This is a genomic window from Streptomyces sp. NPDC023541 (genome assembly GCF_055559995.1).
Genome location: NZ_JBVHJO010000011.1, coordinates 242,508 through 254,691 on the forward strand (window position 1 = coordinate 242,508; position 12,184 = coordinate 254,691).

14 protein-coding genes are annotated in these 12,184 nt (G+C 71.9%); 8 read left to right on the forward strand and 6 right to left on the reverse strand.

Annotation, left to right across the window (positions count from 1 at the left end; genetic code table 11):
* Positions 1-91 precede the first annotated feature (91 nt).
* Together ACZ3X1_RS26415 and ACZ3X1_RS26420 are read right to left on the reverse strand one after the other, a co-directional pair.
* A complete protein-coding gene (locus ACZ3X1_RS26415) occupies positions 92-1,210 on the reverse strand; it encodes an S-adenosylmethionine:tRNA ribosyltransferase-isomerase (protein WP_467281170.1) in 1,119 nt (372 codons plus the stop codon).
* Entirely contained in the window at positions 1,207-1,929 is a 723-nt protein-coding gene (locus ACZ3X1_RS26420) for an SDR family NAD(P)-dependent oxidoreductase (protein WP_356815425.1), read from the reverse strand. The genes ACZ3X1_RS26415 and ACZ3X1_RS26420 overlap by 4 nt, the downstream gene beginning before the upstream one ends.
* Before the next feature lie 194 nt (positions 1,930-2,123).
* On the opposite strand from ACZ3X1_RS26420, the gene ACZ3X1_RS26425 reads away from it, so the two are divergent.
* The 3 genes from ACZ3X1_RS26425 (at position 2,124) to ACZ3X1_RS26435 (ending at position 4,323) form a co-directional block, all read left to right on the forward strand.
* Positions 2,124-3,272 (forward strand): GAF domain-containing sensor histidine kinase, encoded by a 1,149-nt coding sequence (locus tag ACZ3X1_RS26425; RefSeq protein WP_467281188.1) that lies wholly within the window; start codon positions 2,124-2,126, stop codon positions 3,270-3,272.
* Positions 3,265-3,927 (forward strand): response regulator, encoded by a 663-nt coding sequence (locus ACZ3X1_RS26430; protein ID WP_467281171.1) that lies wholly within the window; start codon positions 3,265-3,267, stop codon positions 3,925-3,927. The genes ACZ3X1_RS26425 and ACZ3X1_RS26430 overlap by 8 nt, the downstream gene beginning before the upstream one ends.
* Before the next feature lie 150 nt (positions 3,928-4,077).
* Complete coding sequence (locus ACZ3X1_RS26435; RefSeq protein ID WP_045322296.1) at positions 4,078-4,323, forward strand: chaplin; 246 nt, start codon at positions 4,078-4,080, stop codon at positions 4,321-4,323.
* 415 nt (positions 4,324-4,738) lie between these two features.
* Here the strand turns inward: ACZ3X1_RS26435 and ACZ3X1_RS26440 are convergent, their stop codons facing one another.
* On the reverse strand, positions 4,739-5,521 hold the full coding sequence (locus ACZ3X1_RS26440; RefSeq protein WP_356815428.1) for a hypothetical protein: 783 nt from the start codon (positions 5,519-5,521) through the stop codon (positions 4,739-4,741).
* Positions 5,522-5,654: 133 nt separating this feature from the next.
* Here ACZ3X1_RS26440 and ACZ3X1_RS26445 point away from each other — a divergent pair, with 133 nt between their 5' ends.
* From ACZ3X1_RS26445 to ACZ3X1_RS26460, 4 genes are all read left to right on the forward strand, one after another.
* Positions 5,655-6,449, forward strand: a complete 795-nt coding sequence (locus ACZ3X1_RS26445) for an ABC transporter ATP-binding protein (protein WP_356815429.1) — start codon at positions 5,655-5,657, stop codon at positions 6,447-6,449.
* A 136-nt stretch (positions 6,450-6,585) separates the two neighbouring features.
* Entirely contained in the window at positions 6,586-7,008 is a 423-nt protein-coding gene (locus ACZ3X1_RS26450) for an NfeD family protein (protein ID WP_467281172.1), read from the forward strand.
* A gap of 83 nt (positions 7,009-7,091) precedes the next feature.
* Positions 7,092-8,078, forward strand: a complete 987-nt coding sequence (locus ACZ3X1_RS26455) for an SPFH domain-containing protein (RefSeq protein ID WP_356815430.1) — start codon at positions 7,092-7,094, stop codon at positions 8,076-8,078.
* Between the two features lie 89 nt (positions 8,079-8,167).
* Complete coding sequence (locus ACZ3X1_RS26460) at positions 8,168-8,938, forward strand: sulfite exporter TauE/SafE family protein (RefSeq protein ID WP_467281173.1); 771 nt, start codon at positions 8,168-8,170, stop codon at positions 8,936-8,938.
* A 37-nt stretch (positions 8,939-8,975) separates the two neighbouring features.
* On the opposite strand, the gene ACZ3X1_RS26465 is transcribed toward ACZ3X1_RS26460, so the two are convergent.
* The 3 genes from ACZ3X1_RS26465 to ACZ3X1_RS26475 all read right to left on the reverse strand — a co-directional run bounded on the left by ACZ3X1_RS26465 (position 8,976) and on the right by ACZ3X1_RS26475 (position 11,052).
* Positions 8,976-9,479: an HNH endonuclease gene (locus tag ACZ3X1_RS26465; RefSeq protein WP_356815432.1), complete on the reverse strand. Its 504-nt coding sequence runs from the start codon at positions 9,477-9,479 to the stop codon at positions 8,976-8,978.
* 148 nt (positions 9,480-9,627) lie between these two features.
* Positions 9,628-10,164: a YbhB/YbcL family Raf kinase inhibitor-like protein gene (locus tag ACZ3X1_RS26470; protein WP_356815433.1), complete on the reverse strand. Its 537-nt coding sequence runs from the start codon at positions 10,162-10,164 to the stop codon at positions 9,628-9,630.
* A 105-nt stretch (positions 10,165-10,269) separates the two neighbouring features.
* Positions 10,270-11,052, reverse strand: coding sequence for a sporulation protein (locus ACZ3X1_RS26475; RefSeq protein ID WP_362634753.1), 783 nt, complete (start codon positions 11,050-11,052; stop codon positions 10,270-10,272).
* A gap of 108 nt (positions 11,053-11,160) precedes the next feature.
* Here ACZ3X1_RS26475 and ACZ3X1_RS26480 point away from each other — a divergent pair, with 108 nt between their 5' ends.
* Complete coding sequence (locus ACZ3X1_RS26480) at positions 11,161-11,802, forward strand: DNA-3-methyladenine glycosylase (RefSeq protein ID WP_356815435.1); 642 nt, start codon at positions 11,161-11,163, stop codon at positions 11,800-11,802.
* Positions 11,803-12,184 lie beyond the last annotated feature (382 nt).

Genomic DNA, 12,184 nt, shown 5'->3' on the forward strand with positions numbered 1-12,184 from the left:
CCTGCGCTCTTCCACTAGGGAGCTTCGTAAGTGATGTGGGTCCTATGCCGGGGCTCACATCGCCCTTACGCCGTTCTCACCACGCGTTGCTTCAGCAATGCACTCCGTGACGGTTGTCCTCCTTGAGTAGCAGATGCACGTCACCGAACTCGTGCCAGAGGCAGTGCCGGGCGAGCGCCTGGGCATACCCGAGCCGTACGGCGGCACGCCCCGCGACCGCCTCCAGCATCAGCAGGTGGGACGCCTCGGGCTCGTGCAGCCCGGTCAGCAGACCGTCCACCGCCCGCACACCGCGCTCCGGCGTCACCACCAGATCGGTCCACCCGCCCGCCGCGCGGACCACCCCGCGCGCGTCCGCCGCCGACTCCAGCGCCCGCACCGCCGTGGTCCCCACCGCGATCACCCGCCCCCCGCCCGCCCGCGCCGCGTTCACCAGCGCCGCCGTCGTGGCCGGCACCGCGTACCGCTCCGGGTACGGCGGCTCGTGCGCCTCCTGCGAGGCCACCCCCGTGTGCAGGGTCAGCGGCGCGAACTGCACCCCCCGGCTCACCAGCCGCGCCACCAGCTCCGCCGTGAAGGGCCGGCCCGCGCTCGGCATCTCGGCCGACCCCGACCCGTCGGCCGCGGGCACCGCGAACACCGTCTGGTACGCCGACAGCGGCTGGTCGCGCTCCGTATAGGCGTACCGGATCGGCCGCCCGTGCTCCCGCAGCAGCTGCGGGACCCCGTACGGCGCGGAGGAGGGTCGCGCCCACCACAGCCGGTCCGCACCCGCCGCCAGGGGCTCCTCCAGCACCAGTCGGCGCCCGCCCGGCAGCTCCACCACCGCCCCCGCCGGCCCGCCCGGGCGCTGCCGGGTGGTCCCCCGGCCCGCCGGAGCGCGCAGCTCCACCGCCCAGCGGCCGTCGTCACCCCGCGTCGAGAAGTGCACCACCACGTCTTCGCCGCCCAGCCGGGCGTCCACGGCGGCCGCGAGGGTGGCCGAGGTGTTCACCACCAGCACGTCACCGGCGCGCAGCAGGTGCGGCAGCTCTCGGAACGCGTGCAGCGACGGCTGCGCACCGCCGGGGGACACCAGCAGCCTCACCGCGTCCCGCCCCAGCCCCGGACCGCGCTGCTCGGCCGGCACACGGGCCAATAGTTCGCGCGGAATGTCCGTTATATACAGTCCTGAAATCGACCCGCCCCCGGTCGCCCCGCTCCCGCTCATCGCTGCGGCCCGCCGCCCGCCGGGGACCCGGCCAGCCCCTCCGCCGTGTACCGCCCGCTCGGCAGGCCCTGCGCCAGCAGCCGCAGCAGCACCGGAGCCACCTCCTCCGGCGCCGGCAGCCCCGCCAGGTCCTCTCCCGGCTCGGCCGCCGCCATCATCCGCGTCCGCATCGAGCCCGGATCCGCCCACCACACCCGCAGCTCCGGCTCCTCCACCGCCAGCACCGCCGACATCAGGTCCACCGCCGCCTTGGTCGCCCCGTACGCACCCCACGTGGCGTACGGAACGACCGCGGCGTCCGAGCTGACGTTCAGCACCGCCCCCGCCGCCGAGGCGCGCAGCAGCGGCAGCCCCTCCTGGACCAGCCCCAGCGGCCCCACCACATTGACCTCGAACGCCTCGCGCAGCCCGCCCGCCGGCTGGACCGCCAACGGCACCAGCGGCTCCGCACCGAGCACCCCCGCGTTGTTCACCAGCAGGTCCAGCCCGCCCAGCCCCCGCGCGGCCGCCACCAGCGCCGCCCGGTGCGCCTCCGAGGACACGTCCCCGGCCACCGCCACGACCCGCACCCCCTCGGCCCGCTCCAGCCCGGCCGCCGTCTCCTCCAGCGCGGCCGCGCCGCGCGCGCTCAGCACCAGGTCCCAGCCCCGCGCCGCCAGCTCCCCGGCCAGCGCCCGGCCGAGCCCCCTGGACGCCCCCGTCACGATCGCCACCGACATGACAGCACCATCGCCTTCGTTCCGATCAGCAGATGCCCTCAACCTAGGAACGGCCGGGGCGCCGCCGCGTCGGCCGCCGGCCCCACCCCCACGGGTCCCTTCGGCCTAGGTCGTATGGGGTGCCCCGGGTCCCCCCACCGCCCGATCCGGCAGGCCACGGCCGCCGGTACGGTGAGGCCATGACCGCAAGCCCCCTGCCGGGCGGACCCCGCAGCGGCCTGGCCGCCGTGAGCACCGCACTGCTCGCCATGAGCCGGCGCCTGGAGGTCCGCGACGTGCTGCGCACGATCGTGGTGTCCGCCCGCGAGCTGCTGGACGCCGAGTACGCGGCCCTGGGCGTCCCCGACGACCACGGCGGCTTCGCCCAGTTCGTCGTCGACGGCATCAGCGCGGAACAGTGGCGTCGGATCGGCCCCCTGCCCCGGCAGCACGGCATCCTCGCCTCGATGCTCCACGAGGACGGCCCCGAGCGGCTCACCGACGTACGCGAGGACCCCCGCTTCGGCGGCTGGCCCGCAGCCCACCCCGAGATGTCCGACTTCCTCGGGATGCCCGTCCGGGACGGCGAGGAGATCCTCGGAGCGATCTTCCTGGCGAACAAGCGCAGCGCGTCCGACGGCAGCGGGCGCGTCTTCACCGACGAGGACCAGGAACTCCTCTCCCTCCTCGCCCAGCACGCCGCGATCGCCCTCACCAACGCCCGCCTCTACGAACGCAGCCGCGAGCTCACCATCGCCGAGGAGCGCTCCCGCCTCGCCCACGAGCTGCACGACGCCGTCAGCCAGAAGCTGTTCTCCCTGCGCCTCACCGCCCAGGCCGCCGCGACCCTCGTCGACCGCGACCCGGCCCGAGCCAAGGACGAGCTCCAGCAGGTCGCCGTCCTCGCGGCGGAGGCCGCCGACGAACTGCGCGCCGCCGTGACCGAGCTGCGCCCGGCCGCCCTGGACGAGGACGGCCTGGTGGCCACGCTGCGCACGCACGTCCACGTACTCGACCGTGCGCACACCGCACACGTCACCTTCACCTGTGACGGCGTACGGGCCCTTCCCGCGCCCCAGGAGGAAGCGGTGCTCCGCGTCGCCCAGGAGGCCCTCCACAACGCCCTGCGCCACTCGGACGGCGACCGCGTCGAGGTCACCCTCGCCCGTACACCCACCGGTGGCGCGGTCCTCCAGGTCGTCGACTCCGGGAAGGGCTTCGACCCCGGGGCAGTACGCCGGGCGGGCCGCCATCTGGGCCTGGTCTCCATGCGGGACCGCGCGAGCGGCGTCGGAGGCCGCCTCGCCGTGCACTCGGAGCCCGGGCAGGGCACCACGATCGAGATGGAGGTCCCCGGTGGCTGACAGCACCGGCCGCAGCGGCAGCCCCATCCGGGTCCTGCTGGTGGACGACCACCAGGTGGTCCGGCGGGGCCTGCGCACCTTCCTGGAGGTCCAGGAGGACATAGAGGTGGTGGGGGAGGCCTCCGACGGTGAGGAGGGCATCGCCCGCGCCGAGGACCTGCGGCCCGACGTGATCCTCATGGACGTGAAGATGCCGGGCACCGACGGCATCGAGGCCCTGCGCCGGCTGCGCGAGCTGGCGAACCCGGCGCGGGTGCTGGTCGTCACCAGCTTCACGGAGCAGCGGACCGTGGTCCCCGCCCTGCGCGCCGGCGCGGCCGGGTACGTCTACAAGGACATCGACCCCGACGCCCTGGCCGGAGCCATCCGCTCCGTCCACGCCGGCCACGTGCTGCTCCAGCCGGAGGTGGCGCAGGCCCTGCTCTCCCAGGACGACCAGGGCTCCCCGGCGGGCCGGCCCGGCTCGCTGACCGACCGGGAGCGCGAGGTCCTCGTCCTCATCGCGGACGGCCGCTCCAACCGGGAGATCGCCCGCGCCCTGGTGCTGTCCGAGAAGACGGTCAAGACCCACGTCTCGAACATCCTGATGAAGTTGGACCTTTCCGACCGGACCCAGGCCGCATTGTGGGCGGTCAGGCACGGAATCGCAGACTGAGGAGTCCGAATCGGACCGTCTCCTTCCGGGCTGAGATTCATACCGTCGGGTGTATGTAGCCCACATGGCGTATCCCCGAGGGCGGGGCGGCCGTTCTTCATGGCGTGTCGCGACGGCTGGTCGCGGCCGACGTACTGGAGGAACGCGAACGTGAAGAACTTCAAGAAGGCCGCAGCCGTCACCATGATCGCGGGCGGCCTCCTCGCCGCCGGCGCCGGTGTCTCCTCGGCGCACGGCGGTGCGTCGGCGGAGGGCGAGGCCCTGAACTCGCCCGGCGTGGCCTCGGGGAACCTGCTCCAGGCGCCGGTGCACGTCCCCGTGAACGTCGTGGGCAACACGGTCAGCGTGATCGGTCTGCTCAACGGCGCCTGGGGCAACACCGGCGTGAACGCCTGACCCCACCCCGACCTGCGGCCCCGCTTCCCCCTCTCCCCGGAAGCGGGGCCGCACCCGCATGGGCCCGGCGGTGAACCGGACGGCCGCGCGCTGTACGTCGCCAACGCCGGTGCCGGCAGCGTCTGGCGTGATCCACACCGACACCGGCACGGTCACCGGCGCCTTCCACGCCGGGCGGTGATCCCCCTGCTCCGGCCCTCGCCACCCCGAACGGCCGTCACCTCTACGTCTCCCACCTCAGCTCCCACGACGTGTGGTGGTCGACACCCGGCACCGGAGGGCGACCGACCGCACCCCGCTCGGGGACCGGCCCGCACATCGAGCGCCGCCGGCGTCGCGGGCGCAGGGTGTGGGGCGAAGCCCCACGAAGCCCGGGCGCAGCCGCCCGGGGCCGTCCGCGCCGTGAGCCCGCGCCTCAGCCCCGCTCGCGCGCCTCTACGGCCGAGTTGTACGCCGCCACCAGCGCCCGCCGCGCCACCCGCTCCACCGGCCGCAGCGCCTCCGCCCGCGCCGCCATCTCCGACGCGGCCACCGCACCCCCGTGCCCGCTCTCGTACGCCAGCGACACCATCAGGTCCACCCGCTGCGCCAGCGCCAGCACCCGTACCGCCCGCGCCGGATACCCCGGCGCCAGCGCGTCCTGCCCCGCCTCGGCCCGCGCCCGGTACGCCGACAGCGCCGCCTCCGACATCGGCCCGGACCCCGCCACGTCCAGCCGGGTCAACACCACGGTCGCCTCGCGCAGCGCCTCCGCCAGCTCCCGCTCCGCCTCGCCCAGCGACGGCACGTCGGCCGGCGGGGCCTCCCGTACCGGCAGCACGTGCCAGGTCACCGACACGTGGACGTCCCCGGCCGGACCGGCCTCGGCCACCTCCGGCACCAGCCCCACCGCCGCACCCACCGTGACGACCGCCTCCTCGGCCTCCAGCGCCCGCGCGTTGAACTCCGGCGGTCCGCTCAGCCCCAGCGGATGCCCCGGCGCCGGCAGCGCGACCCGCAGACCCGTGACCCCCAGCGCGCGCAGCCGGCCGAGCGCCAGCGTGAGCCCCACCGGGCCCGCCTCGCCCGGCAGCCCCTCCACCCGGTGCACGGCGTCCTCGCCCACGATCGACATCGCGGCCTCGTCGGGCGAGACCAGACCGGCCAGCAGCGCGTTCCCCCAGGCGGCCAGCCGCCCTGAACGTGGTTCGAAAAGCATCCCCCCACTTTACGGATCGCCACCCGCACCGGGCCCCGGCCCCGGACCCCATCGCGAGTGGCGTAGGTTTTCCCCTGGGGCTGCGTCTACCGGCGCACAGTGAACCGTGACTGCAAGGGGTGACAACACGCTCATGAGCGATGTTCTGGAGCTGGTGGACGTATCCGTGGTCCGCGAGGGCCGGGCTCTGGTGGACCAGGTCTCCTGGTCGGTGAAGGAGGGCGAGCGCTGGGTGATCCTCGGCCCCAACGGCGCCGGCAAGACCACACTGCTGAACCTCGCCTCCAGCTACCTCTTCCCCACCACGGGCTCCGCCACCATCCTCGGCAGCACCCTCGGCAAGGTCGACGTCTTCGAGCTGCGCCCCCGCATCGGCGTGGCCGGCATCGCCATGGCCGACAAGCTCCCGAAGCGGCAGACCGTCCTGCAGACCGTCCTCACCGCCGCCTACGGCATGACGGCGACCTGGCAGGAGGAGTACGAGGCGGTCGACGAGCAGCGCGCCCGTGCCTTCCTCGACCGCCTCGGCATGACCGAGTACCTCGACCGGAAGTTCGGCACCCTCTCCGAGGGCGAGCGCAAGCGCACCCTGATCGCCCGCGCCCTGATGACCGACCCCGAGCTCCTGCTCCTCGACGAGCCCGCCGCCGGCCTCGACCTCGGTGGCCGCGAGGACCTCGTACGCCGCCTCGGCCGCCTCGCCCGCGACCCGCTCGCCCCCTCCATGGTCATGGTCACGCACCACGTCGAGGAGATCGCCCCCGGCTTCACCCACGTCCTGATGATCCGTCAGGGCAAGGTCGTCACCGCGGGCCCCATCGACCTCGAACTGACCTCCCGCAACCTCTCGCTCTGCTTCGGCCTCCCCCTGGTCGTCGAGCGCAACGGGGCCGACCGCTGGACCGCCCAGGGCCTGCCCCTCGGCTGAGCCGGAGCCCCGCGCCGGAGCCCCGCGCCGGAGCCCCGGGCCGGAGCCCCGAGCCGGAGGAACCCGCACGGTCACGCTCCGGGTACGGTCCCCCGCACCCTGTCCCGACCGCGCCCGATCGACCTACCATGACCACGTGGACATCGACGCGTGGGTGTGGTGGCTCATCGGCGCGGTCGGACTGGGCATCCCCCTTGTCCTGACCGCCATGCCGGAGTTCGGCATGTTCGCCGTCGGGGCGGTGGCGGCAGCCGTCACGGCGGCCCTGGGCGGGGGAGTGGTGGCCCAAGTCCTCGTGGTCGTGTCGGTCGCGCTCATCGCCGTCGTCCGGCCCATCGCCAACCGCCACCGCGACCAGCGCCCCCAACACCGCAGCGGCATCGACGCTTTGAAGGGCAGGAGCGCCGTCGTCCTCGAACGCGTCGACGGCGGCGGCGGCCGGATCAAGCTCGCCGGCGAGGTCTGGTCCGCCCGCACCCTCGACGCGGACACCAGCTTCGAACCCGGCCAGTCCGTCGACGTGGTGGAGATCGACGGGGCGACCGCCGTCGTGATGTGAAAGCAGCCTGCTCGCGGCCCCCAGGTCTGCGAGACTCCGATCAACGGGGCAGCACAGACAGCCGGAAGGGCACGGGGAACCGCATGCAACCGATCATCATCGTCCTGATCATTCTGGTGGTTCTGGTCTTCATCGCACTGGTCAAGACGATCCAGGTGATCCCGCAGGCCAGCGCCGCCATCGTCGAGCGGTTCGGCCGCTACACACGCACCCTCAACGCGGGCCTCAACATCGTCGTCCCGTTCATCGACTCGATCCGCAACCGGATCGACCTGCGCGAACAGGTCGTCCCCTTCCCGCCGCAGCCCGTCATCACCCAGGACAACCTGGTGGTCAACATCGACACCGTCATCTACTACCAGGTGACCGACGCGCGCGCGGCCACGTACGAAGTGGCCAGCTACATCCAGGCCATCGAGCAACTCACCGTCACCACGCTGCGCAACATCATCGGCGGCATGGACCTGGAGCGCACCCTCACCTCCCGCGAGGAGATCAACGCCGCCCTGCGCGGGGTCCTCGACGAGGCCACCGGCAAGTGGGGCATCCGCGTCAACCGCGTCGAGCTCAAGGCCATCGAGCCGCCGACCTCCATCCAGGACTCGATGGAGAAGCAGATGCGCGCCGACCGCGACAAGCGCGCCGCGATCCTCCAGGCCGAAGGTGTCCGGCAGTCCGAGATCCTGCGCGCCGAGGGTGAGAAGCAGTCCTCCATCCTGCGCGCCGAGGGTGAGGCCAAGGCCGCCGCGCTCAGGGCCGAGGGTGAAGCACAGGCCATCCGTACGGTGTTCGAGTCCATCCACGCCGGCGACGCCGACCAGAAGCTCCTCGCCTACCAGTACCTGCAGATGCTCCCGAAGATCGCCGAAGGCGACGCCAACAAGCTCTGGATCGTGCCCAGCGAAATCGGCGACGCCCTCAAGGGCCTCTCCGGTGCCATGGGCAACTTCGGTCCACTGGGCGGCGGTTCGGGCTTCAATCCGCAGAACTCCGGCAAGGACGGCGGCGGCATCCCGGCCGCCCGGGACAAGGACGCCGCGGACCGCCGCGAACAGCCCCCCATCGACTGACCCGCCACCCCTTCCTGCATGATCAGTGAGACCCCTCGACCTTCATGGCGGGGAGGCGACTCACTCATGCAAGGGGGATGGGACAGTCCATGTCCGTCTGGGAACCACTCGCGGTCTTCGCCGCCGGCATCGGCGCCGGCACGATCAACACCATCGTCGGCTCCGGCACCCTCATCACCTTCCCGGTGCTGCTGGCCACCGGCCTGCCACCGGTCACCGCCAACGTGTCCAACACCCTCGGCCTGGTCCCCGGTTCCATCAGCGGAGCCATCGGCTACCGCAAGGAACTCCAGGGGCAGCGCGCCCGCATCCTGCGACTCGGCTCGGTATCCGCCGTCGGGGGACTCGCGGGCGCGGCCCTGCTCCTGGCCCTGCCGTCCGACGCCTTCGACACGATCGTGCCCGTCCTGATCGGGCTCGCCCTCGTCCTCGTGATCCTGCAGCCCCGGCTCGCCGCCGCCCTGCGCCGACGTCAGGAAGCCGCCGGCGGAGACACCGGCCACCCCGACGGCGGCCCGGTCCTGCTCGGCGGCATGCTGTTCTCCAGCGCCTACGGCGGCTACTTCGGCGCGGCCCAGGGCGTGCTCTACCTCGGCCTGATGGGCCTGCTGATCCGCGACGACCTGCAACGGATCAACGCCGTCAAGAACGTCATCGCCGCCCTCGTGAACGGCATCGCGGCCGTCTTCTTCCTCTTCGTCGCCGAGTTCGACTGGACGGCCGTCCTGCTCATCGCCGTCGGCTCGACGATCGGCGGCCAGATCGGCGCCAAGGTCGGCCGCCGGTTCCCGCCGACGGTCCTGCGCGCAGTCATCGTGACGGTCGGAATCCTCGCGATCGTCCAGTTGTTGGTCCGCTGAGCGACGTAGATCAGCTACGCCGCTCAGCGCAGGCGGCCTAGGCGGAACGCTCCAGCCACTCCGGGAGCGCCTCCTGTCCGGCCACCCCCAGCGCGAGGAGCATGGCGTCCGCCGGAGACGGTACGAAGGGCTTCCGCAGGAGCGGCATCCCCGCCTCCTCCGGAGTCCGGGCCGCTTTGCGGTGGTTGTCCTCGGCGCAGGACGCCACCGTGTTCAGCCACGTGTCCCCACCGCCCTGGGCCCTGGGCAGCACGTGGTCCACCGTGGTCGCGCGCCTGCCGCAGTACGCGCACCGGTGCTGGTCCCGGACCAGCACCCCCCTCCGCGACCAGGGCGCATGTCTTCGGAAGGGCACCCTGACGTACCGGCAGAGCCGGATCACCCGCGGCATCGGAAGGTCCATGGTGGCGGCGCGGACACGCAGATCCGGGTGCGACTGCTCGACGACGGCCTTGTCCTGGAGCACCAGGACGACAGCCCGGTTCAGCGTCACCGTCGACAGCGGCTCGAAGCTCGCATTCAGCACCAGCGTGTCCCGCATCTCGCCCACCTCCCGTGTGCAGGCCCGCAACCACGATGGCGGCAGGCCCGCGACCACTCTCGCCGCGCGGGCCACGCGGGACAACGCAATAAAAATGCCCGGTCCTGGCCTTCTTTAGACCAGGACCGGGCGAACGCCGGGCGAACGATCAGCGCGCGCCGGGCGCCTCGTACTCGGCGACGAGCTGCGCACGCCCCAATGCGTGGAACCGCAGATGGAAGCCGACGACCGCCGGCGAGGAGTCCTCGTCCGGACCGAGCTGCTCCCGGTCCACCGCGTACACGGTGAACACGTAGCGGTGCCGCTCCCCGCGCGGCGGGGCCGCGCCGCCGAAGTCCCGCGTCCCGTAGTCGTTCCGGGCGTGCACGGCGCCCTCCGGCAGGCCCACGAAGTCCCCGGAGCCCGCCCCGGCCGGCAACTCCGTCACGGAAACGGGCAGGTCGAAGAGGACCCAGTGCCAGAACCCGCTGCCGGTGGGCGCGTCGGGGTCGAAGCAGGTCACGGCGAAGCTCTTCGTCCCCTCCGGAAAGCCCTCCCAGCGCAGGTGCGGCGAGACGTTCTTCCCCGTGAGGACCTGGGCGGCGTGCAGGTCGGCACCGTGGGAGACGTCATCGCTCGTCAAGGTGAAGGACGCGACCTCGGGGTGGAAGTCGTGCGGAAGGGGCGCCCTGCTCTGCTCTGACACTGCTGAACCTCCGGAAGGGGGGACATCGGACCGCGCCCGCGTATCGGACGCGATCCGAGCCTAGGGGGTGCCTCGGCGATCGGGCCGGATCACCAAGCCACCCCCTTAGAACCAGTTGCGCTGCGAACCGACGCTCGCAATCCACTGGTTCAGGTACGCCGTCCAGTCCGTGCCCTGGTACGACTGCAGACCCACCTGGAAGCAGCGGTAGGTGTCGCTGCCCTCGCTGAACAGCCCCGGCTTCTTGTCCATCTCCAGGACGACGTCCATCTCCCGGCCGTCCGAGACGAAGGTCAGCTCGACCTGGTTCAGACCGCGGTACTGCGACGGCGGCAGGAACTCGATCTCCTGGTAGAAGGGCAGCGTCTGCCGCGTCCCGCGGATGTGCCCCCGCTCCATGTCGGCGCTGCGGAAGGTGAAGCCGAGCTGGCGGAAGGCGTCCAGGATCGCCTGCTGCGCCGGCACCGGGTGCACGTTGATCGGGTCGAGGTCGCCCGCGTCCACCGCACGCGCGATCTCCAGCTCGGTGCTGACCCCGATGTTCATGCCGTGCAGGTGCTGACCCCCGAAGTGGGTGATCGGCGTCTCCCAGGGGATCTCCAGCGCGAAGGGCACCACGTGCAGCGCGCCGGCCTGCACCTGGAAGGCACCGCCGAGGCGCTGCTTGGTGAAGACGACGTCCTGCTTGTACTCCTGGTCACCGCCCTCGACCTCGACCCGCGCCTGCAGCCCGACGGACAGACCCTCGATCTGCTGCTCCACGGATCCGCCCTGGATCCGGACCTCGCCCTGGACGATCCCGCCCGGTACGACGTTCGGCTCGGTGATGATCGTGTCCACCGAGGCACCACCGGCACCCAGGCTCGCGAACAGCTTCTTGAAGCCCATGCTCAAACTCCCCTTGAACGATCTGGCGACTACGCCGCGACTACCCCTTACAAACGCGGAACCTTAAGTCCCGGTTGCAGGTGAGCGCGTTCCACTACGCTCGACCGGATGAGCGCGCGTCCCGACCGTACGCCCCTGCCCCGGTCCTTCTTCGACCGCCCGGTCCTCACCGTGGCCCCGGACCTCCTCGGCCGCACCCTGGTCCGTCGTACCGAGGAGGGCCTCCTCGAGCTGCGCATCACGGAGGTCGAGGCGTACGAGGGGGAGTCCGATCCGGGTTCGCACGCCTACCGCGGGCGCACGGCACGGAACGCCTCGATGTTCGGCCCTCCCGGACACGCGTACGTCTACTTCATCTACGGCATGTGGTTCAGCCTCAACCTGGTGTGTGGTCCGCCGGGCCACGCGAGCGGGGTCCTGGTGCGGGCGGGCGAGATCACGGTCGGCGCCGACCTCGCCGCCAAACGTCGAGTTTCAGCCAGAAACCCGCGAGAGTTCGCCAAAGGCCCGGCCCGTCTGGCCACGGCCCTGGACGTGGACCGCTCGCTGGACGGGACCGACCTCTGCGGGGGCCCCGATTCCCCCTTGTCCCTCCTCGCGGGTACGCCCACCTCGCCCGACCTGGTGAGCAGCGGTCCGCGCACGGGAGTCGGCGGAGCCGGCGCGGACCACCCGTACCGCTTCTGGGTCACCCACGATCCGACGGTGAGCCCGTACCGCGCCCACGCGCCGCGCCGCCGCTCAACTTGACTCGTCCTTGCCGGACGCCTAACGTAGTTCGAGCCGCTTTTACGGGGCACTGCCATCGGCAGACCCCCGGAGCGGCCAACCCACTACCTACGACTTGCCCCTGGCGGGGTCCTGTTGGGCATGCCCGAATTCCCGGCCGGTGACTCGATTATGAGTCGCAAGGGAAAAGCGCTAACGTAGTGGAAGCCGAAAGGCAAAGACCCCCAACGGTCACCGAATTCAAATCCGAATCGACTGCGACTTTCGAGGAGCAGGGCGCGGAAATGATCTGGTAGAGTTGGAAACGTAAGACAGCAGAACGAAAGCCCGGAGGAAAGCCCGCGAGGGTGAGTACGAAGGAAGCGTCCGTTCCTTGAGAACTCAACAGCGTGCCAAAAATCAA